General features: G+C 67.9%; 19 protein-coding genes. 5 read left to right on the forward strand and 14 right to left on the reverse strand.

Annotated elements, in window-relative coordinates; genetic code table 11:
* The first annotated feature begins 7 nt into the window (after positions 1-7).
* Positions 8-865 carry a GNAT family N-acetyltransferase gene (locus tag AB0J62_RS05535; protein WP_363864733.1) on the forward strand — a complete coding sequence of 286 codons (858 nt, stop codon included), beginning with the start codon at positions 8-10 and terminating at the stop codon, positions 863-865.
* Here the strand turns inward: AB0J62_RS05535 and AB0J62_RS05540 are convergent.
* From AB0J62_RS05540 to AB0J62_RS05555, 4 genes are read right to left on the reverse strand one after another with little or no spacing between them, the layout of a single operon-like run.
* Complete coding sequence (locus tag AB0J62_RS05540) at positions 847-2,337, reverse strand: NAD(P)H-hydrate dehydratase (RefSeq protein WP_363864735.1); 1,491 nt, start codon at positions 2,335-2,337, stop codon at positions 847-849. The genes AB0J62_RS05535 and AB0J62_RS05540 overlap by 19 nt on opposite strands.
* A gap of 2 nt (positions 2,338-2,339) precedes the next feature.
* Complete coding sequence (locus AB0J62_RS05545; RefSeq protein WP_363864737.1) at positions 2,340-2,690, reverse strand: holo-ACP synthase; 351 nt, start codon at positions 2,688-2,690, stop codon at positions 2,340-2,342.
* Between the two features lie 10 nt (positions 2,691-2,700).
* Positions 2,701-3,705 carry a LacI family DNA-binding transcriptional regulator gene (locus AB0J62_RS05550; protein WP_363864739.1) on the reverse strand — a complete coding sequence of 335 codons (1,005 nt, stop codon included), beginning with the start codon at positions 3,703-3,705 and terminating at the stop codon, positions 2,701-2,703.
* Between the two features lie 32 nt (positions 3,706-3,737).
* Complete coding sequence (locus AB0J62_RS05555) at positions 3,738-4,058, reverse strand: hypothetical protein (RefSeq protein WP_363864741.1); 321 nt, start codon at positions 4,056-4,058, stop codon at positions 3,738-3,740.
* Positions 4,059-4,197: 139 nt separating this feature from the next.
* On the opposite strand from AB0J62_RS05555, the gene coaA reads away from it, so the two are divergent.
* Positions 4,198-5,151, forward strand: coding sequence for a type I pantothenate kinase (gene coaA, locus AB0J62_RS05560; RefSeq protein ID WP_363864743.1), 954 nt, complete (start codon positions 4,198-4,200; stop codon positions 5,149-5,151).
* Here coaA and AB0J62_RS05565 read toward each other — a convergent pair.
* The 6 genes from AB0J62_RS05565 to AB0J62_RS05590 are packed head-to-tail and all read right to left on the reverse strand — an operon-like array spanning position 5,132 to position 12,073.
* Entirely contained in the window at positions 5,132-6,310 is a 1,179-nt protein-coding gene (locus tag AB0J62_RS05565) for an MFS transporter (RefSeq protein ID WP_363864745.1), read from the reverse strand. The two genes, coaA and AB0J62_RS05565, sit on opposite strands and share 20 nt — an antisense overlap.
* A gap of 31 nt (positions 6,311-6,341) precedes the next feature.
* Positions 6,342-7,619 carry a PLP-dependent aminotransferase family protein gene (locus AB0J62_RS05570; RefSeq protein WP_363864747.1) on the reverse strand — a complete coding sequence of 426 codons (1,278 nt, stop codon included), beginning with the start codon at positions 7,617-7,619 and terminating at the stop codon, positions 6,342-6,344.
* The gene (locus AB0J62_RS05575; RefSeq protein ID WP_363864749.1) at positions 7,601-8,677 is read right to left on the reverse strand and encodes an alpha-hydroxy acid oxidase; all 1,077 of its coding nucleotides are present in this window, start codon (positions 8,675-8,677) and stop codon (positions 7,601-7,603) included. Before AB0J62_RS05575 ends, AB0J62_RS05570 begins: the two co-directional genes overlap by 19 nt.
* Positions 8,670-9,587: an alpha/beta hydrolase gene (locus AB0J62_RS05580; RefSeq protein ID WP_363864751.1), complete on the reverse strand. Its 918-nt coding sequence runs from the start codon at positions 9,585-9,587 to the stop codon at positions 8,670-8,672. Before AB0J62_RS05580 ends, AB0J62_RS05575 begins: the two co-directional genes overlap by 8 nt.
* A gap of 4 nt (positions 9,588-9,591) precedes the next feature.
* Positions 9,592-10,791: a cytochrome P450 gene (locus tag AB0J62_RS05585; RefSeq protein WP_363864753.1), complete on the reverse strand. Its 1,200-nt coding sequence runs from the start codon at positions 10,789-10,791 to the stop codon at positions 9,592-9,594.
* 1 nt (position 10,792) lies between these two features.
* On the reverse strand, positions 10,793-12,073 hold the full coding sequence (locus AB0J62_RS05590) for an SGNH/GDSL hydrolase family protein (RefSeq protein WP_363864755.1): 1,281 nt from the start codon (positions 12,071-12,073) through the stop codon (positions 10,793-10,795).
* Positions 12,074-12,309: 236 nt separating this feature from the next.
* Between AB0J62_RS05590 and AB0J62_RS05595 the strand changes: the two genes are divergently transcribed.
* The 3 genes from AB0J62_RS05595 to AB0J62_RS05605 are packed head-to-tail and all read left to right on the forward strand — an operon-like array spanning position 12,310 to position 15,748.
* Positions 12,310-13,833 carry an AMP-binding protein gene (locus tag AB0J62_RS05595; protein ID WP_363864757.1) on the forward strand — a complete coding sequence of 508 codons (1,524 nt, stop codon included), beginning with the start codon at positions 12,310-12,312 and terminating at the stop codon, positions 13,831-13,833.
* Positions 13,830-15,047 carry an MFS transporter gene (locus AB0J62_RS05600; RefSeq protein ID WP_363864759.1) on the forward strand — a complete coding sequence of 406 codons (1,218 nt, stop codon included), beginning with the start codon at positions 13,830-13,832 and terminating at the stop codon, positions 15,045-15,047. The genes AB0J62_RS05595 and AB0J62_RS05600 overlap by 4 nt, the downstream gene beginning before the upstream one ends.
* The gene (locus AB0J62_RS05605; protein ID WP_363864761.1) at positions 15,044-15,748 is read left to right on the forward strand and encodes an SGNH/GDSL hydrolase family protein; all 705 of its coding nucleotides are present in this window, start codon (positions 15,044-15,046) and stop codon (positions 15,746-15,748) included. Before AB0J62_RS05600 ends, AB0J62_RS05605 begins: the two co-directional genes overlap by 4 nt.
* Here AB0J62_RS05605 and AB0J62_RS05610 read toward each other — a convergent pair.
* From AB0J62_RS05610 to AB0J62_RS05625, 4 genes are read right to left on the reverse strand one after another with little or no spacing between them, the layout of a single operon-like run.
* On the reverse strand, positions 15,699-17,027 hold the full coding sequence (locus tag AB0J62_RS05610; protein WP_363864763.1) for a hypothetical protein: 1,329 nt from the start codon (positions 17,025-17,027) through the stop codon (positions 15,699-15,701). The two genes, AB0J62_RS05605 and AB0J62_RS05610, sit on opposite strands and share 50 nt — an antisense overlap.
* Positions 17,024-17,998, reverse strand: coding sequence for a transketolase C-terminal domain-containing protein (locus tag AB0J62_RS05615; RefSeq protein WP_363864765.1), 975 nt, complete (start codon positions 17,996-17,998; stop codon positions 17,024-17,026). The genes AB0J62_RS05610 and AB0J62_RS05615 overlap by 4 nt, the downstream gene beginning before the upstream one ends.
* A complete protein-coding gene (locus AB0J62_RS05620; RefSeq protein WP_363864767.1) occupies positions 17,998-18,939 on the reverse strand; it encodes a thiamine pyrophosphate-dependent dehydrogenase E1 component subunit alpha in 942 nt (313 codons plus the stop codon). The genes AB0J62_RS05615 and AB0J62_RS05620 overlap by 1 nt, the downstream gene beginning before the upstream one ends.
* A gap of 4 nt (positions 18,940-18,943) precedes the next feature.
* The gene (locus AB0J62_RS05625; protein ID WP_363864769.1) at positions 18,944-19,729 is read right to left on the reverse strand and encodes a DUF3050 domain-containing protein; all 786 of its coding nucleotides are present in this window, start codon (positions 19,727-19,729) and stop codon (positions 18,944-18,946) included.
* Positions 19,730-19,733: the final 4 nt, after the last annotated feature.

Here is a 19,733-nt window from a genome sequence, read left to right on the forward strand (position 1 = left end):
ATAGCGCATGCCGACTACCGCCGACGGGTCGCGCGAAACCCGGAAGTTAGAGTTCGGCGCCATGGATCGTGCGGAGCTGCTCGAGGCCGCGGACCGGAATGTGGCGGTGGTACTGCGGCATTTCGCGGCCAACGCCGAAGGGGCCGTGATGTCCGAGGGGTCAGCTGCCCTGCTGGTGGCGGCCGCGGTGCCCTACCCCGGCGCGTTTCACAATGCCGCGCTTCGCCTCGATCCGAGTTCCAATGCCGAGACGGTCCTGGACGAGATGCTCAGGTTCTCGGCCGAACACGATCGCGACGTGATTCTGTGGGCGTCCACCCACCGAGACGCAGATCTCGAAACAGCTGCGGAGCGCGCAGGCCTGCAGTTTCGCTCTACCACCGTGGGGATGGCGATCGATGCTCCTCCCGACAAGCCTGCCGTGGCGGGCCGCGTCGATCTTGTCCGGGTCACCGACGCAGCAGACGCAGCCCAGTTCGCCGCGGTTCACGAGCAACTGTTCCGCGAGTCCGGACGCTCTCCTGACGCGGTGGCCCACTTCGCCTCGCCAAGGGCACTGCTCGCGCCTAATGCTGCAGCATTCATCGCCCGGCTCGAGGGACGGCCGGTGGCTTGCGCGATGGCGGTGACATCGGGCCAGGAGGCCGGGGTGTACTGGGTCGCAACCCGGGCGGACGCCCGCCGCCGAGGTTTCGGCGAACTGGTGGCACGGGCGGCCACGCGGGCCGGGTTCGAGCAAGGAGCGCGCGTTGTAGTCCTGCAGTCGACCGAGCAGGGAGTGCCGCTGTACCGACGGCTCGGGTTCACCCCGTTCACTGCGTACGCGAGATATCTCGCAAACCCCTGTCAACCGCCGAGCAAGTAACGCGTGGCTTCGGGGAGGGCGGCGGCAACCGACATTGCGGTGATCGGGCCTGAGGACGACGCGAGGTTGGCGGCGGCGGCGTGGAGGTAGGCGCCGACGCTGCCGGCGTCCAGGGGGGTCAGGCCGGCGGCCAGGAGGGAGCCGCAGAGGCCGGCCAGGACGTCGCCGGCGCCGGCGGTGGCCAGCCAGGGCGTGGCGTTGGTGTTGACGCGGACCTGGCCGTCGGGGGATGCGATGACGGTCGTGGAGCCTTTGAGGAGGACGGTTACGTCGTAGCGTTCGGCGGCCAAGCGGGCGTGCTTGAGGCGCTCGGCTTCGACCGTGGCGCGGTCTACATCGAGAAGGCGGGCCAGTTCGCCGGCGTGGGGGGTGACAAGTACGTCGACATGGTCGCCGGAGTCGTCGAGTGCCTTCAGGCCGTCGGCGTCGAGTACTACGGGCTCCTCGGCGTCGAGCAGTTCACGGATCCGCGGGATGTCCAGCTCGTCGCCCAGGCCTGAGCCGATCGCCCAGGCCTGTACGCGGCCTTCGCCGGCGACGATCTCGGGATGGGCGGCGCGAACAGCTTCCGCGACGGCGTCGGGGCCGACATACCGGACCATGCCGACGGGACCGCCCAGGGCGCCGGACGTTGCGATGACGGCGGCACCGGGGTACTGCGTGGAGCCGACCATCAGGCCGAGTACGCCGCGGGAGTATTTGTCGGACTCGCCGTGCGGGACGGGGTAGAGGCGGCGGATGTCGGAGGTCTGGAGGGACTCGACTTCAGCAGGTGGGAGGTCGAGGCCGATGTCGATGAGGTGGACCGGGCCGCAGGCGGTGGCGGCCGGGTCTATGAAGTGGCAGATCTTGTGGGTGCCGAAGGTGATGGTGAGAGCGGCGTTGACGTGGGGTTCGGGGGTCTCGCCGGTGTCGACGTCGACGCCGGACGGGGTGTCGACTGCAACGATCGGTACGCCGAACCGCTCGACGAGCTGCACCGCCGCGAGAGCTTCCGGCCGTAGTCCGGGTCGACCACCTATCCCAACAATCCCGTCCACAACGACGTCAGCGGACCGGATGAGGTCAGCGACCCCGCCTGCGGCGGCGGTCGGGGCGGTGGCGGCGGACGCGTCGGCGGTGGCGGGCGGGTCGGCGCTCGTCGGGTCGGTGAGAGCAGTTGCCGTGATGAGGCGGCCGCCGGCTGTGCGGAGGGCTTCGGCGCCAGCCTGGTGTGCTTTGTCCGAGAGAAGGACGGCCGTGACTTGGGCGCCGCGTCGTGCCAGCCGGGCGCCGGCGTACAGGGCGTCGCCGCCGTTGTCGCCGGAGCCGATCAGCAGGACGACGCGGGCACCGTACGTGCTGCCGAGGAAGTTGCTGATGGCAACTGCCAGGCCGGTCGCGGCGCGTTGCATCAGGGTGCCTTCGGGGACGCGGGCCATCAGGTCGGCCTCCGCGGCGCGGACCTGCTCGACGGTGTGCGCGCTGCGCATGGTCAGCCCTCCAGGATCACCACGGCCGAGGCGATGCCCGCGTCGTGGCTGAGCGACAGGTGCAGGTTCTGTACGCCGAGCCGCGAGGCCTGCGCCGCCACGGTCCCGGTGATCTCCAGCCAAGGTCGGCCGGTCTCGTCGGTCTGTACTTCGGCGTCGTGCCAGTGCATGCCGCCAGGAGCGCCGAGCGCTTTGGCCAACGCCTCCTTGGCCGCGAACCGAGCCGCCAGCGATGCCGGCGGCTTCACCGCCTCGAGCGGCGTGAACACCCGCTCCCGCAAATTCGGCGTCCGCTCCAGCGTCCGCATGAACCGATCCACGTCGACCACATCGATACCCACGCCGACGATCATGCGGGCCAGCCTAACCCCGGGGTTCTGCGGTCGAGTTGCGGACTCTCATGTCTACGGCCAGATCCAGGCGGAGGGCAGCGGGGGTGCGGCCGCGGGAGAGGTCGAGGACCACGCGGGCCGCGAGCTCGGCCATCTGGTGGAGCGGTTGGTGGACGGTGGTGAGCGCGGGCGTGACGAACTGGGCGACCGGGAGATCGTCGTACCCGACGACGGACAGGTCGCGCGGGACGTCCAGGCCGAGCTCGCGAGCGGCCTGGTAGACGCCGAGCGCCTGCATGTCGCTGCCGGCGAAGATCGCGGTGGGGCGGTCGGGCAGGCGAAGCAGAGCGAGCGCCTCGCGGTGCGCGCCGCCGACCTCGAAGTCGCCGTACCGGATCAGCGACGGATCGACCTCGAGGCCGGCCGATCGCAGCGCATCCATGTAGCCGTCGACGCGTTGCCGCGAGCACAGCGTCTCGATCGGACCGCCGATCATCGCGATGCGGGTGTGGCCGAGCGTACGGAGATGGGTCGTGGCCATCCGGCCGCCGTTCCAGTTCGCCGAGCCGATCGACGGTACGTCGTCCCCCACGTCGCCGACCGGATCGACGACGACGAACGGGATCCGCCGCGCCTCCAGCTGTGCGCGCTGGTCCGCGTCGAGGTCCGAGAACACCATGATCACGCCGAGCGGCCGGCGATTCAGTACCGATTCGATCCACTGCTGCCGCGGCCGCAGCGCCCCGCCGCACTCCGACAGGACGAGCTCGACGCCCTCGGCGCGCGCGACCTCCTCGACACCGCGGATCAGCTCCATCGCCCATTCGCCGCCGAGCTGGTTGAACACCAGGTCGATCATCGGGCTGGCCGCCGTCCCCGGGCTGCGCCGTCGGTACCCGTGCTCCTGGATCAGGCTCTCGATCCGGGCCCGGGTCGCCTCGGCCACATCCGCGCGCCCGTTCAGCACCTTGGAGACGGTCGGCACCGACACGCCGGCCTGTTCGGCAATCTTCGCAATGGTCGGTCGCTCGCTCACCACGCCCCCTGGTTCGAAACTTTCGAACCAGCTTAGCGGTGGATCAGGCGCCCGTGGCTATCCGGTACGCCGCTGAGCCGGTAGAAGAACGTGTTGACCTGCTCGCGCCACTCCCGCGCGTTCGCGAGCTGCGCCTCGAAACGGGCCGTGACATTCTCCCGCACCACCGGCTCGAACCGCTCGGCGATCACCCGCCAACGGGCAACCATCGCCTCCCCCTCGGCGTACCCCTGGAAGTGCATGTCGTAGATGTGCTCCAGCACCGTGCTGCCGTTGCGCAGAACGTGGCCATAGGCAACGTGATGGAAGAACAGCAACAGCTCGTCCGGACAGGTGGTGACGTCTTCGTACACGCCACAGACGCATTACGGGCCGACATGAACCTTCCATATCGGGCGGTCACCGAAAGTTTCGGCGTTGGGGCGTGGCTGAGACAAAGGCCACGTCGGCCCGATGTGGGTGCAATCCGCGCCGGTGGGAAGAATGGGCCACATGCTGCAGCCGTCGCGGGAGGTGACTCCCTATACCGAGCTCGACCGGGCCACCTGGGCGCAACTGGCCGAGACCACGGTCTCCCCGCTGACGGCGGACGAGGTCGAGCGGCTGCGCGGCCTCGGTGACGAGATCGACATGGACGAGGTCCGCGAGGTGTACCTGCCGCTGTCGCGGATCCTGTCGCTGTACGTCCGGCACGCCCGCGCGCTGCACGCCGACACCGAGAGCTTCCTCGGCAAACCCGCCGCGACCCGTACGCCGTTCGTGATCGGCATCGGCGGATCGGTTGCCGTCGGCAAGTCCACGACCGCCCGGCTGCTGCGCGAGCTCCTGGCCCGCTGGCCCGAGCACCCGCGGGTCGCACTCGTCACGACGGACGGTTTCCTCTGGCCGAACGCCGAGCTCGAACGCCGGAACCTGATGCAGCGCAAGGGTTTCCCGGAGTCGTACGACCGCAAGGCCTTGCTCCGCTTCGTGGTCGAGGTGAAGTCAGGTATGGACGCGGTCGAGGCGCCGGTCTACTCGCACCTGCATTACGACCGCATGCCCGGCGTACGGACGACGGTCGAACAGCCGGACATCCTACTGCTCGAGGGGCTGAACGTGCTGCAGCCGGCGCCTCGGCACGCGGACGGGAAGAGCGGGCTCGCGGTCAGCGACTTCTTCGACTTCTCGGTGTACGTCGACGCCGCCGCCGACGATGTCCGCTCCTGGTACGTGGCGCGCTTCCTCAAACTGTGGGAGACGGCGTTCCGCAACCCCGAGTCGTACTTCGTCCGGTACGGCGAGCTGAGCCGCGAGGAAGCGATCAAGAAGGCCGAGTCGCTCTGGGACGGCATCAACGGCCCGAACCTGCGCGAGAACATCCTCCCGACCCGCTCCCGCGCGACTTTGGTCCTCCGCAAGGGCCCCGATCACGCTGTCCGCTGGGTCAGACTGCGGAAGCTTTAAGCGCCGGTACGACGGCAACCGCGACAACCGCTGCGGTCAAGGCGAACGCGACCGAGAAGCCAACTCCCCCGACGACGGCGCCGAAGATCATCGCGCCGGCGCCCCAGCCGCCGTCGTACGCGAGGTTCCAGAGGGCGCTGACCTGCCCGTAGCGGGAGCGGTCGACGCGGTTGTACATCAGGGTCAGGGTGAGGTTCTGCGCGGCGCCGAAGCCGATGCCGAAGCAGGTCGAGCCGATGAGAACCGCGACGACGCTGGGCAGGAAGACAAGCGATCCGGCGCCGACCGCGGCGAGGATCAACGCGGGTGCGAGTAGCCTCGCCGGGCCGATGCGATCGGCGTACCGGCCCGCCAGCCAACGGGCGATGGGCGCCGCGATCGCCTGCAGCAGAAGGGCTGTGGCGACCAGCGACTGCTTGTCTCCGGCAACGGCCAGCGGCAGGAAGGTCACGCTGATGCCCGCAGCAACAGTCACCGCGGCGAAGATCAGGGTCGGAGTCAGCAGACCGCTACGCCGTACACCGCCGAGCACCTTCACGTGCTGCTCTTCTTCAGAAGCGTTCACGTTCCCGGGCAGACCGACCAAGACCACCAGCCCGGCGAGCGAAGCGATCGCGGCAAGCACGAACAGTGCGCCGAAGCCGATCAAGTTGGTCAGGTAGACGCCCAGCGGGAGACCGATCACCGCCGGTACGCCGACAGCCACGCCGTACACCCCGAGTGCCTCGCCACGGCGGGTGGACGGGGTCAGGTCGGCGACCAATGCGACTGCTCCAACGACCAGGATCGCGAGGCCGGCGCCGCGGACGATGCAGACTGCCAGTACGACCGGAAGCGCCGCGGAGGTCAGCAGCACCAGCGACGGGGCGCCGAGGAGCACGAGCCCGAGGCCGAGGACGACCTGGTATCCCCAGCGTGCGAGCATCCGCGGCACCATCAGCTCCACGGCCACCGCGGAGAACATCATCGCGGCGGTCGACAGCCCCGCGCCGACGCCGCCGGACCCGTTCGCGGCGAGGTAGAGCGGGACCACCGAGGTGAGCAGATACATGCTCAGGCCGGAACCGAAGACCATCGCCAACAGCCGCGCGAACTGGCTGGTCAGCAGACGGTCGGCAGCAACAACCTGCACTGTGGGGATCTCGCACGCGGTGGTCATGACACTCACGCTAGGGAGATACCGGTCTGCCCTACAGATCCAGTTCTGGACCGCCCAAGAGGACCAGTTGGTCGAAGATGAAGGCGCTCAACCGATTCAGGGCAGCCTCGATCTGCTGCAGGGTGACCGCGCTGCAGGACAAGCGGAGGGCGTTGATCGGGGTGTCGCCGTCGTAGAAATGGCTCATCGGGGTCCACAGGACGCCGTACTCGTGGGCCGATTTCTCGAGCAGCGCATCGTCGACCGCGAACGGGACCGTGACGACAACGAAGAAGCCGCCGGCGGGAACGGTCCAGGTGATCTCGCCGTTCGGAAAGCGGGCGGCGAGGCCGTCGGTGATCGCCTGGAGGTTGGCAGCGTAGACGGCGCGCTCGCGTTGATTGGCCGCGACCAGGCTGCATTCGTTGGCGAGGAGTTTGCCGCCGACGACAGCCTGGGCGACTGGTGAGGTGTTGACGGTCAGCATGCTCTTCAGCTTTGAGAGCTCGTCGGCCAGCAGGCCCGTGCCGACTGTCTGGTCGGCGACCACGAAGCCGACTCGCGCTCCGGGCAGACCCGTCTTGGCGAACGAGCCCAGGTAGATGACTCGGCGGGAGGTGTCGAGGGACTTCAGAGTGGGCATGCGCTCGTGACCCTGGACCGGGAAGAGTCCGTACGGGTTGTCCTCCAGCAGGAGGATGCCCTCCGCGGCGGCGATCTCCAGCAGTTTGTGCCGGGCCGAGAGGTCCATGCTGAGGCCGGACGGGTTGGCGAAGTCGGGCATCACGTAGCAGGCGCGCGGACGCCGGCCCTCCGCGCGGACCGACTTCAGCACGGTGGCCAGATCGTCCTCCTCCCCCACCGGTACGACGGGGAGGTCGACGAGGCGGGCCGCGCCGGTGATGCCGACGTACGTCGGGGAGATGGCAAGCAGTACGTCATCGGGGCCGGCGCGGAGGGCGCGCAGCGTGAGGACCATTGCCTCCTGGCAGCCGACCGTGACGACGATCGCCTCGGGGTCGACGTGGATGCCCTCGTCGATCGCGAGATTGCGTGCGATCAGGTCCTGGATGATGCCCTTCGTCCGCCCGTACTGGAAGATCGTCCGCCGGACCGCGGCTTCGTCGTACCCCTGCTCTCGCAGGTACTGCGCGAACAGGTCGAGATACTGGTGCAGGTCCTCGAGCGCGAAGAACTCCTCGGTCGGCCGTCCGGCGGCGAGCGAGATCGCGTCCGGGTAGTGGTGCGAGATCTCGTTGAGGAAGTTCATCGAGTTCAGCGCCTGGTCGGTGAGCGAGCCGTGCAGGTCGCTCAACTCGAGATCGGCCATATTGCTCTCCCCACGCTCAGTTCCCGTACTGCAGCCAGATCCGCGCACCCCGCCAGCAGCATCGCGTCCCGCAGCTCGCGGTCCAGCAGGGCCAGCGCTTCATCCACAGCGCCAACAGCAAGTGCCCAGAGCAACGGTCGTCCGATCAGTACGCCGGAAGCACCCGACGCGAGCGCCTTCAGTACGTCGAGACCGCTGCGTACCCCGCTGTCCAGGAGTACTGCGCAGTCTCTGCCGACGGCGTCCACAACCGGGCCCAGGGCATCGATCGATGCGATCGCGCCGTCCAGCTGGCGACCGCCATGGTTCGAGACCACGACACCGTCTGCACCTAGCTCGAGCGCTCGGCGGGCGTCGCGAGGGTCCAGAATCCCCTTGACCACAAGGGGAATCGGACACATCAAACGCAGCCACTCGAGGTCTCGCCACGAGACCGCCGGCTCGAAGGCGGATGCGGTGTGCGCGGCGATCGCGGACAGGCCCGGAATCGCGTCGTGCGCTTCTGTCACTTTGTCGACAAGGTTCTCCGGGGCGACGTCCGGCGGCAGCGCGAACCCGTTGCGTATGTCCCGCAACCGTCGACCCATCACCGGAACGTCGACTGTCACCATCACGGCGCCGCATCCCGCGGTCACCGCCCGCTCCACCAGGCTGGTCACCACCCGGCGGTCCCGCAGCCAGTAGAGCTGGAACCACGAGGCGGCCACACCGGCGACCTTCTCCAGGGCGACACTGCTCAGCGTGCTGATGGTGTACGGGATGCCCGCTCGTGCGGCGGCTGCGGCCAGGAGCAACTCGCCCTCGGGATGGAGGAGCTTCTGGTAGGCCATCGGAGCAACAGCGAACGGCAACTCCCACCGCGTGCCGAGGACTGTCCAGGAGAGGTTCGGTGTTGCCGTGCCCGTGAGGATGCGGGGGGTCAGCGTGATTGCGTCGAAAGCGGCGCGGTTGAGGCGAAGGGTGCGTTCCGAACCGCTGCCACCGGCAACAAAGTCGTACACGGCCGCAGGGAGAGTCTCACGAGCGAGGAGCTCGTAGTCGGCGAGTGACTCAGCCATCCGAGAAGATCCCGCTCAACCAGGCCGACGCCTCACCCATCGCCTTCTTGCCGCCGTCCAGGATGCCGGACATGGCGAAGAAGCCGTGGACCATGCCGTCGTAGCGGCTGAGGGTGGTCGGTACGCCGGCCGCGTGGAGCTTCTCGGCGTAGTACTCGCCCTCGTCGCGGAGCGGGTCGTACTCGGCGGTGATCACCAGTGCCGGCGGCAGGTTCGCGTGCGATTCGGCAAGGAGGGGTGACGCCAGCGGGTTCTTGCCGTCCTCCTCATCTGCTAGGTAATGCTTCCAGTACCAGCTGACCGAGGTGTTGTTGAACAGGTACGGGTCGTTGCCGTTGCGCATCGAGATCGTGTCCGAGCCGTACAACGTGTTCGGGTACACCAGCAGCTGTCCGGCCAGTGCCGGGCCGTTGTCGCGGGCAAGCAAAGTCACCGCGGCCGCCAAGTTCCCGCCGGCGCTGTCTCCGCCGACCACCAGACGCGCCGGATCAACCTGTGGCTGCGCTGCGATCCATTGCGTCGCCCTATGGCAGTCGTGGACGGCTGTCGGGAACGGATGCTCGGGCGCCAGCCGGTACCCGACCGTGACCACCTGACAAGGTACGGCGTTCGCCAGCTTGCGGCTGATCCCGTCTGCGGTGTCGATGCTGCCGAGCGTCCAACCTCCGCCGAAGAAGTAGACCAACGTCGGCAGCGGTCCGGTCAGGTCAGGGCGATAGACGCGGAGGGGCAGCCCGGCGTCGGTCGTGACGTCCTCGATGTGATGGACCGGCTCGACCTCGCCGCCCGCGGCGCGGATCGAGGCCAGGTCAGCCTCCCGAGCCTCGGCCAGCGTCTGGGTGTAGAGCTGCGGCACCTGGTGCGACTCGCGTTCGGCGCGCATCGCCTCGACCTGCGGGTCCAACGGCATCGGTTCACCCCAATCGGATCGGCATGGACGCATGTCCACGCAGCAGCAGGCTGTGACTGCGAACCGGCTCCCCCGCCAGCTGCAGCTGGGGGAATCGCTGGAACAACTGCCCGAACGCCGCCCGCCCTTCCATCCGAGCCAGTCCGGCGCCGACGCAGTAGAACGGCCCGGCACCGAAGGACAGGTGCTGCAGATCTGCACGGTCCGGGTCGAACGCGTCGGCGTCGGAATGCTTGGCCGGATCCCGGTTCGCGGCGCCGGGCAGGATCAGCACCAGACTTCCCTCGGTGATCGTCTCGCCGGCCAGTTCGAGGTCGACCGACGCCTTCCGGCTGATCAGCTGGACCGAGCTCTGATGCCGCAGGATCTCCTCGACACAGCCGGCCGCCCGATCCGGTTCGTTGCGCAAGGCATCGATCAGCAGCGGCTGGGCAAGGAGCAACTCGAGTCCGTTCGTCAGCAGATTCATCGTGGTCACGAAGCTGGCGTTGACCAGCACGAGCAGGTTGTCGATCAGCTCCTGCTCGGCGAGCTCCGAGTCCACCAGCGAACTCACCAGGTCGTCGCGGGGCTGAACCCTGCGGTCGGCGAGCATCCGCGCGTAGTAGTCGTTCAACTCGTCCGCGGCCTGGTTGGCGGCGGCCAGTCGCTCCGGCGCCTTCCCGCCGAGGTCGAGGTAGTCGTCGATGGCCTTGGTCCGGTCGCGGAACCAGCCCAGGTCCGACCGTGGGATGCCAAGGAACGTGCCGATGACGGTGATCGGCAAGCGATACGCGAAGTCCACGAAGTCGATCACCTGACCGTCCCGGCCGGCCTTGCCCAGGTCGTCGAGCAGTTCGGTGGCCAACGCCTCCACGACCGGTTCGAACCCGGTCAGCCGACGGGGCGTCAGTACGGCCTGGAACACCTTGCGCATCCGCAGATGCTCCGGCTCGTTCTTGAACATCATCGACCCGCCGAGCCGGCGCAGTACGGCGTCCTGCGGGTCCGGATCGGCCGTCAGCAGCCGGCCGAACCGCGTGTCCTTCAAGGCTTCCTGCGCCGCGTCGTACCCGTTCACGACGACGGCGTACGGCGAGGTGCCGGGCTCGAGGCGGCAGACCGGGCCGATCCGATGCAGCTCCGCGAAGAGCGGCATCGGATCGCGACGGCCCTGCTCGGAGCCGAGGGCGGCGAGAATCTCGTTCGCACTCCGAGCAGCCATGTCAGCGCACCAGGTTCAGCGGGACCGAGGCAGCCATTAGTTGGTAGCCGGCGTCGTTCGGGTGGATGTGGTCACCCGAGTCGAGGTCCGTGCGGAGCTTCGACGGCGCCGCCGGGTCGCGCAGTACCTTGTCGAAGTCGAGCACACCGTCGACCTCGTGGCTCGACCGCAGGTAGCTGTTCACCGCCTGCCGCGTCGCCTCCTTGGCCGGCGTCCAGCTGTCCGTGCCGGAGAGGCCCTCGAACGGCGTGATCGTTGAGACCAGGCTACGGATGCCGCGTTCCTTGGCTTGCGCGTTCACCTGCCGCAGCGCGCCGATGATCTCAGCGGCGGAGTCGTCGGACATCCAGATGTCGTTGATACCGAGCTCGGTGATCACGGTCCGCACGCCGGTCTGGGCGAACACGTCCTCGTTCAACCGGGCCAGCGAGTTCACGCCGACCTCGCCGAATCCGGGGAACGCACCGTTGTCGGACGGCTCGGTGCCCTCGTGGTTGAGCCGGCTGCCGGCCAGACCCGCGTTCAGCACGCTCGGGAACGGCTTGTGCCCGGCCGATGTGGCCAGTCGCTCAGCGAGCTGGTCCGGCCAGCGGTTGTTGGCATTCGGGGTGCTGTTCGTGCCGTCGCTGATCGAGTCGCCGAGTACGACGATCGAGCCGGCCGAGTCGTCGGTCTGGACGTCCACGCCTGACAGGAAGAACCAGCAGCACCGGCGCGTGGTCGGATAGCTCGCGCCGCCCGGATCGCTGACATGGTTACCGGTGCCGACGAAGTTGTCCTGGATCGACGAGCCGTGGAACGTCGTCGGCCCGGTGTTGTCCTGGAAGTACAGGCTGACGACGAGGTCGTCGAGAGTGCCGATCCGCAGGTTGACCGGGTCGCTGAGCAGCTCGCTGCCCTTGACCATCGAGGCGCTGCCCGATCCGTTGAACGTCAACGTCCGCAGGGTTGCCGGGTCGATGTCGGACAGTTCCGGCGTCGCCTTGTTGGGTTTGGCAACGGTTGCGGCGGCGACCGTGACGGTTTTCTCGCCGTAGATGTTCGACAGCCGGACGCGGATCCGGTTGCCGCCGACGGTGGGGCGGATGTTCAGCCGGACGCTCTGATCGGTCAGCCCGAGATTCGTCGATCCGGTGGCGTCGCCGTGGGTGACCGCGGTCGCCCACGTGCCGACCCACTCGGCGTCGTCGTGACCACCGAGAGTCGAGCCGGCCAGGCTCGATCCGGCGAGAGTGAGAGCCGCGGTGACGGCAACCGCGCGCCAACTGCTGGAAATGGACATGAACTGACCTCCAGGCGGAATGGATGCGGACGGAACGTAATACGCCAGAAGTAATCCGGTCAATGAATCAGAATGCATTTCTTCCGAGCCGGACGCAGGGGTTAGCGGCCCGGTTCCACCCCCGAATCGCAGGGGTATTCCTTCACACTGCGCGGGGCCCCGATCGAGTAGAGTCGCAAGGGACGGCTGGGGGTGGCCGGAGTCGAGGGGCTCTTTCATTCAGCGACGGAGACGAAATGCCGCCTGAATTCGTCCTGCCCGGAAACAGTACCAATTACGTGGGTCGCGTCCTGCAGCTGTTCCAGGAATTCTCTGGACGTCCGGCGCTGGCTCGCGGTGACCGTTCCGCGACGTACGGTGAATTGATTGCCGACGTCCTGCGTTTCGCGGGTGCATTTCGGGATGCCGGCGTCCGGCCGGGCGGCAAAGTGCTGGTGATGGCGGCCAACTGCTTCGACGCCCCGGCGCTCCAACTTGCCCTGCACCTGCACGGTTGCCGGGTGCTGTGGAGCGCGCCGATCACGTCCCGCCGCGAGATCGATCGCTTCGCTGCGCTGGCCGACGCCGACCTGTTCGTGTACGACGATGCGAGCGACCTCGGCCAGGAACTGGCGGATTCGCTCGCCCCGATGCCGGCGTACCGGATCGCCGAGTTGGACTCGTCGACGCCGTACGAGATCGGCGTGACACCGGTGCCGGACTCGGTGTTGCAGACCAGCGGGACGACCGGCGATCCGAAGCTGGTTCATCACACCCAGGCGTTCTACGAGCAGATCCTCGAGTTGGCCGCAGCGTTTGTCGCCCAAGGGTTTCCGATGCTCCGGCACTACTCGGGGTCGCCGCTGTGGCTGGCGAGCGGGCAGATCACCACGTTCTTCAACCTGTTCACCGGCGGCGTGCTGTTTCTCACCGACACCTGGTCGCCGGAGGAGTTCTACCGGATCGTGCCGACCGAGCGGATCACGTCGACCTACGTGACGCCGCCGATGTTGTACGAAGTGCTTGATTATCCCGGTGGCGCGGACGTCGATTGCAGCAGTCTGTTCATGTTCAACGTCGGCGCGGGCCCGGCGACACCGGCGCGGCTGCGGCAGGGCATCGAGCGCTTCGGTCCTGTACTGCGGATCGTCTACGGGCTGAGCGAGTGTGTCGTGGTGACGGCGCAGCCCGGCTTGACCGAGGACCCCGATCATCCGGAGCGGCTGGCGTCGGCGGGCACGCCGTACGGCGATGTCCGGATCGAGATCCGGGACGACGACGGGAACGTGCTGCCGAACGGGCAGACCGGCGAGGTCTGGGTACAGAGCAACCTGGTCTTCGCCGGGTACCTGAACCAGCCGGAGCTCACCGCCGAGACTCTTGTCGACGGTTGGCTGAGGACCCGCGACCTCGGGTACGTCGACGACGACGGCTTCCTGTTCCTCGTCGACCGGGTGCACGACATGATCGTCACCACCCGGCGCAACTGGGCGATCTTCTGCCGGCCGATCGAGGACGTGCTGAGCAGCCACCCGGCGGTCAGCACGGCCGCGGTCATCGGCGTTCCCGACCCAGTTGTGGGCGAGGCCGTACATGCGTTCGTCGTTGCGCGGTCGCCGGTGACAGCAGACGAGCTGCAGGGACTGGTGACCACGGCCCTGAACGAGATGTGGGCGCCGACCGCGATCGACTTCGTCGACGAACTTCCGCTGACGAAGATCGCGAAGGTCGACAAGGTTGCCCTCCGCAAGCTCTACGCCGAACTGCACCCACAGTCATGACGCCCAAACGCGGGCTCGTCATCCTGTTCGTCGCGGACGTGTTGTCCGCGGTCGGCAGCCGGATCACCATGGTCGCGATCCCCTGGCTGGTGCTCGTCACCACGGGCAGCGCGGCCCGGATGGGCCTGGTCGCCGCGGTCGAACTCGTGCCCTACATCATCGCGAGCATCATGGCCGGCCCGATCATCGACACCCTCGGACCCCGTCGTACGTCGATCCTGGCGAACCTCTCCAGTGCCGTCGCGGTGAGCGCGATCGCCGCGACCGCCGGCCAGGGCTTCGCCGCACTCCTCGTCCTCGTCGCGATCGCCGGCGCCCTCCGCGGTGCGGCCGACCGGGCCAAGGATCTGTTGGTTCGCCCAATGGCCGAGGCCGCGAACGTCGAACTGATCCGGATCACGTCGCTCCACGAAGCCCTCGCCCGCGGCGCGACCCTGCTCGGCGCACCGCTCGGCGGCCTGCTGATCTTCTGGACCGACGCCGCCCGCGTGCTGTGGATCGACGCCGTGACGTTCGTGATCTGCGGTGTCCTGGTCGCGGCTTTCGTCCGCCCGCCCGAGGTGGTCGCGGACACCCGCCGGGACAAGTACTTCCGTTCCCTGGCCGAAGGCTTCTCGTTCGTACGACGCGACGAGCTGCTCGCGACGATGCTGATCACGACGTTCACGATCAACATCTTCGCCAGCGCGAGTACGGCGGTCTTCATCCCGGTCTGGGTCCGCGACGTCCTCGGCTCACCCGCCGGTCTCGGCCTCACGCTCGGGGCGTTCTCCGCCGGGGCTCTGCTCGGCAGCATCACCTTCGCCGTACTCGCCACCAAGGTGCCGCGCTATCTGACCTTCGCTATCGGCGCCTTCGTCGGCGGCAGTCCCCGGCTACTCGTCCTCGGTCTCAGCGACAACCTGGCCCTGGTCATGGTGGTGACCTTCCTATCCGGTATCGGCATCGCCGCGATCAACCCTGTCTTCGGTGCCGCCCTCTACGAACACGTCCCGAAACAGCTGCAGGCGCGAGTCATCGGTCTGGTGGCAGCGTCGTCATTCGCCGGACTTCCACTAGGCGCTCTGCTGGCCGGCGAGTTGGTCAGCAGCCTCGGCCTGATCCCGGCGTTGATCTGGTCAGGTATTGCCTGCCTGATCGTCAGCGTGTTCCCGTTGGTCCGCCGCGGCCCCGGAAAGGTTCTCGACGCACCAAGCACAGTGGAGGCAACGTGAACGAAGCCACTGACCCCTACTGCCTCCGCCCCGGCGAGAGCCTCGAGCTCCTCGAAGACCATCCGTGGCGGAGGTTCGTCGTACTGGGCGACAGTGTCGCCGAGGGATTGTGCGAGCCGGTCGACGGCTACAGCGATCTCCAGTGGGCGGATCGCATAGCCGCCGAGCTCCGCGCCGTACGTCCCGACCTCGCCTATCTCAACCTCGGCGTCAGCGGCTTGCGGACCCGCGAGATCCTCGCCACGCAGCTCGAGCCGGCTCTTGCCTTCGGCCCCGACCTCGCGCTGGTCGTTGGCGGAGGCAACGATGCGTTCCCGGCGACGTACGACGCGGACCGGGTCGACCGTGAGCTCACGCTGATGATCACCACGCTGCAGGGTGCCGGCGCGGAGGTGATGACGCTCGGCATGTTCGACATCTCGTACAGCCCGGCCGTCGTCGACTGGCTGCGTCCGGGTCTCAGGCAACGAATGCGAACTCTGTCCGACCGCACGGCCGCTATTGCTGAGCAGCTCGGCACGATCCACATCCACCTCACCGACCACCCGCTGTCCACCGACCCGAGTCTCTACAGCAGGGACGGCCGCCACGGCAACGCCCGCAGCGATGCCGTCGCGACCGCCGAAACACTCCGCGCGATCGGGCGCCGGCTCAAGGGACCAGCAGCAGACCGCTCGTCAGCGCACCCTGGCCGACGTTGACCACCGGGCCCGCACCCGGAACCGTGAACCGAAGGTAGGCACCGGCCGGAGTGCCTGCGAACAAGTACGGCGCGACGCAGAACGGCACGTCCGCCTCCTGCGTCTCCTCGGTCTCGAGGTGCACGAACTGCATGGTCAACCGATCCACCTCGATGTGCTGCTGCACGATGTACCCGCCCTCGCTGAGGGCTTCCTCGACCGCGTTCACCCAGCTCGCTTCGTCGACCTCAGGGCCGACCACCACGCCGACGCCGCCGTACGAACCGTTCGGCTTGAGCACCAACCGGTTGCGGTCGGCAAATACCCGCTCACGCAGACCCGCCGTCAGGATCTCGGTCCGCGGCACGTGCTGCCGGACGACCTCGGCATCCGCCGGGTCCAAACCGTCGAGGTCGCTCCACAGCCACGCCAGGATCGTTTTACTCGCCAGCAACCAACTCGCGGTTGCTGTGAACATCCGGACGGACCCGCTGGCGACGGCAGCCCCCAACGCGTCCAGACCGTCGCTGGGCTTCATGCCTTGCGGGACGAACATCCGCAGTACTGCGGCGATCGGGCCGTCGTCGACGCAGAGTCGACCGGCGGCGTCCAGCGTGAGCCACTCGACGGGGTACACCCGCATGTCCAGGCCGAGCTGGTGGCCACGCTCACTGAACGGTTCGAGCAACTTGATCATCGCCATGCCGTCCTGCGACCCCGGATAGGTCCCGCCGGTGGTGAAGACCATCGCCAGCCGATCGTCCCCGGTCAGCTGCAACGCCGACCGGACGGCCTCATACCGCGCGTCCACTGCCGACGGCGGCGCGGTCAACCCGAGCTCGTCCAGCACAGGGTCACCCGCGTACGCGTTGAGGAATCGATGCGCGACCCCGTCCGAGTCGTGCGCCCCACCGAGCGCGCTGTCGATATTGGCCTCGACGACGTACGGCGTCCCGTTGCTGAGCAGGATGTCCGCGCGCACACCGCCGAGCAGGTCATCGCTCAACGGCAGGTCCTCGTCCAGCAGGTCGATGTAGCCGACCGGCATCCCGAGCGCCCGCCGCAGCTCCCCCGCGGTCGTTGCCCGCCGCAAACACGCGCCCAGAATCAACCGCGCAACGGTTGCCGAGAGCTCCGTCATCGATCGGTAGGTGCTCGCAGCCATGATCGGCGGCCGGAGCGGTCGCCACTCCTTGTTGTGTGTCGCGACCCCGTCGTACACCTCCCGCCATGCCGCGGTACCCCGCTTCACCAGCGCCGTACGGGTTGCTTGGGGCAACTGGTTCCACACGTCGGTCATCGGTCCTCCAGTACGGCGTTGATCGCGCCGACGAGTTGGTCCCGGTCGGGCTGGATCGCTCGGTCGAGGGCAAGTGCGAACGGCAGGACGGCGCCGTCGGGCCGGGTCACGCGGCGAGGCGGAGCGTCCAGCGTGAAACGTTCGGCGGCGACCGCGAGGATCTCGGCGCCGAATCCGCTGGTGCGGTTGGAGTCGTCGATCACGACGAGGCGGCGGGTCTTCGCGACCGACCTGGCCAAGCCGTCGAGGTCGAGCGGAAAGACGGTCCGCGGATCGAAGACCTCGACCGAGATCCCCTGCCCGGCCAGCTCGTCCGCGACGGCCAGCGCATCATGGACCAGATGGCCGAGGGCAACCAGTGTCACGTCGCTGCCGGCCCGCACCAGGCGACCAGTACCGAGTGGAATAGGTGCCAGGGAGGTGAAGTCGACGTCTTCCCGGACTCCGAGCGCGCCCGATGGTGCGAAGAAGACCACCGGGTCGTCGTCGCGGATCGCCGACCTCAGCAGACCGTAGGCGTCCGTGGGGGTCGCCGGGACGACGGTCTTCACGCCGACATGGGCGAGCAGTGTGTAGGGATGATCCGAGTGTTGCCCGGCCCAGCCGGTGCGGGAGCCTGAGCCGGTGACGACGTACGTCACGGGGACCTTGCATTGGCCGCCGGTCATCAGGGAGAACTTGTGAGCCTGGTTCGCGATCTGTTCGAAGACCAGGAACAGCAACGACGGGATCTGGAACTCGATCACCGGGCGCATCCCGGCCAGCGCCGCACCGGTCGCGAAGTTCGTGAAGGCCTGCTCGGAGAGCGGGGTGTCGAGGACGCGGTCGGGGCCGAAGCGGGTGACGAGACCGGCGGTCAGGTTGGACGCGGCGACGCGGATGTCCTCGCCGAGCAGGAAGACCGATGGATCGCTGTCGAGGGAGTCGGCAAGGGCGCGGTTCATCGCCTTCAGGTACGAGAGCTTCGGCATCAGGGCATCACCGCATACAGGTACTTGAGCGCGCCGGCCGGATCCGGATGAGCACTCGCCAACGCGAACTCGGCCGCCGCGTCGAGCACTGCCTCGACCTCGGCGTCGACCTGCGCCCGCTCGTCGTCCGACAACCGTTCGCCCTGGATCACGACCGGATCCCGCGACCGGCCGAAGGCGAGCTGGTCGGCCGAGCGGTAGTCGAGTCGGGCACGATGCTCGAACGTGTGGTGCGCGTCGAAGCGATACGTCATGCATTCCAGGAACGTCGGCCCGTCGCCGGCCCGAGCCCGCGCAACCGCCGCCGTCGTTGCCTCCAGCACCGTCTCCGGATCCTGCCCGTCCACGAGGTACGCCGGAATCCCGAACGCCTCTGCCCGTCCGGTAATGCTCCCGGCCACCGCCGACTCGACCGGCATCGTCGTCGCATACCCGTTGTTCTCGCAGACGAAGATCACCGGCACCCGCCACAGTGCGGCCAGGTTGAATGCCTCCAGCAACATGCCTTCATTCATGGCCCCATCACCGAAGAACGTGACCGCGACCGTGTCCCGCCCTTGCCGGCGAGAGGCCCAGGCAGCACCGGTCGCGATCGATGCGGCCGCGCCGACGATCGCGTTCGCCCCGAGGATCCCCAAGCTGAAGTCGGCCGCGTGCATCGAGCCGCCGCGTCCCTTGTTCAGCCCGCTCTCCCGACCCATCAACTCGGCGAACAACCGCCCCGGATCGGCCCCGCGGGCAAGCACGTGTCCGTGTCCGCGGTGGGTGCTCGTGAGCACGTCGGCCGGCGTCAACGCCGCGCACATCCCGGTCGCGATCGCCTCCTGCCCGACGTACGGGTGGATCCCCCCGACGATCTCGCCGGATCGCACGAACTCGATCGCCCGCTCCTCGAAGCGACGGATCAAGCGCACGGTCCGGTAGAGATCGGCTGTGCTCACGTGGTCAGCCCTTCACCGCAGCGAGGATGGCGTCCCAGAGCCGGGCGCGCGCGCCGAGGGCGCTGTTGATGGTGTCCGCGCAGGCGTCCCACTTGGCTTGGTCGTCGCCGCAGAGGTCGGTGACCATCTGCATCGCCATCGGGGTGTGCTGCTCGCCGTCGACCTCGATGTGGCGCTCGAGGTAGTCGACGAACGTGTTGAGCCGGTTGGACCGTTCGTTGACCGCGACGACCTGCTGGAACATGTCCGGGATCAGGTCCTCACGCCCGAAGGCGAAGGCCGCTGCCTGACAGTGGATCGGCGCGTTCTCGATGATGTCCCAGGTCGTGCCGGCGAAGTCGATCGACGCCTGCGGTACTCCGGCAGCCTTCAGAGAGTCCACGACGCCCCCGCCGTCCCGTAGCAGATCCACCAGCGCGGAGATCGCCGAGGTGTCCGCACCGGCTTCCACCATGCCGTTCACGTACAGCTCGAAATGGCTGATGAAGCCGTCGCCGAGTTCGTCACTCTCCTCGACCATCACGATGTCGTTGATCAACCTGCGACTGCCGGTGTGCGCGGTCGGAATCCACGGGACCGTGACGCAGGTGAGCTCGCGCTGCAGTGACTTCAGCAGCGACATGAAGTCCCATACCGCGAATACGTGATGCTCCATGAAGGTCACGAGTGCCTCGTGCGTGTCCAGGTTCGCGTACAGCGGGTGCTGGACGACCTTGTCGCGCGCTTCGCCGACGGCCTTCTCGAGTTGCTCGATGCCGGGGTGCGTCTGACCCCAGTCGTAACGGGACATGTGC

The organism is Kribbella sp. NPDC049584 (assembly GCF_040675555.1).
Lineage (GTDB): Bacteria > Actinomycetota > Actinomycetes > Propionibacteriales > Kribbellaceae > Kribbella.

Bases quoted from the DNA above. Each gene is read 5' to 3' on its own strand.
- AB0J62_RS05585 (WP_363864753.1), bottom strand. From the start codon at position 10,791: ATGGCTGCTCGGAGTGCGAACGAGATTCTCGCCGCCCTCGGCTCCGAG.
- AB0J62_RS05575 (WP_363864749.1), bottom strand. From the start codon at position 8,677: ATGGCTGAGTCACTCGCCGACTACGAGCTCCTCGCTCGTGAGACTCTC.
- AB0J62_RS05600 (WP_363864759.1), top strand. From the start codon at position 13,830: ATGACGCCCAAACGCGGGCTCGTCATCCTGTTCGTCGCGGACGTGTTG.
- AB0J62_RS05545 (WP_363864737.1), bottom strand. From the start codon at position 2,690: ATGATCGTCGGCGTGGGTATCGATGTGGTCGACGTGGATCGGTTCATG.
- AB0J62_RS05625 (WP_363864769.1), bottom strand. From the start codon at position 19,729: ATGTCCCGTTACGACTGGGGTCAGACGCACCCCGGCATCGAGCAACTC.
- AB0J62_RS05595 (WP_363864757.1), top strand. From the start codon at position 12,310: ATGCCGCCTGAATTCGTCCTGCCCGGAAACAGTACCAATTACGTGGGT.
- AB0J62_RS05590 (WP_363864755.1), bottom strand. From the start codon at position 12,073: ATGTCCATTTCCAGCAGTTGGCGCGCGGTTGCCGTCACCGCGGCTCTC.
- coaA (WP_363864743.1), top strand. From the start codon at position 4,198: ATGCTGCAGCCGTCGCGGGAGGTGACTCCCTATACCGAGCTCGACCGG.
- AB0J62_RS05570 (WP_363864747.1), bottom strand. From the start codon at position 7,619: ATGGCCGATCTCGAGTTGAGCGACCTGCACGGCTCGCTCACCGACCAG.
- AB0J62_RS05580 (WP_363864751.1), bottom strand. From the start codon at position 9,587: ATGCCGTTGGACCCGCAGGTCGAGGCGATGCGCGCCGAACGCGAGTCG.
- AB0J62_RS05615 (WP_363864765.1), bottom strand. From the start codon at position 17,998: ATGCCGAAGCTCTCGTACCTGAAGGCGATGAACCGCGCCCTTGCCGAC.
- AB0J62_RS05565 (WP_363864745.1), bottom strand. From the start codon at position 6,310: ATGACCACCGCGTGCGAGATCCCCACAGTGCAGGTTGTTGCTGCCGAC.
- AB0J62_RS05540 (WP_363864735.1), bottom strand. From the start codon at position 2,337: ATGCGCAGCGCGCACACCGTCGAGCAGGTCCGCGCCGCGGAGGCCGAC.
- AB0J62_RS05535 (WP_363864733.1), top strand. From the start codon at position 8: ATGCCGACTACCGCCGACGGGTCGCGCGAAACCCGGAAGTTAGAGTTC.
- AB0J62_RS05610 (WP_363864763.1), bottom strand. From the start codon at position 17,027: ATGACCGACGTGTGGAACCAGTTGCCCCAAGCAACCCGTACGGCGCTG.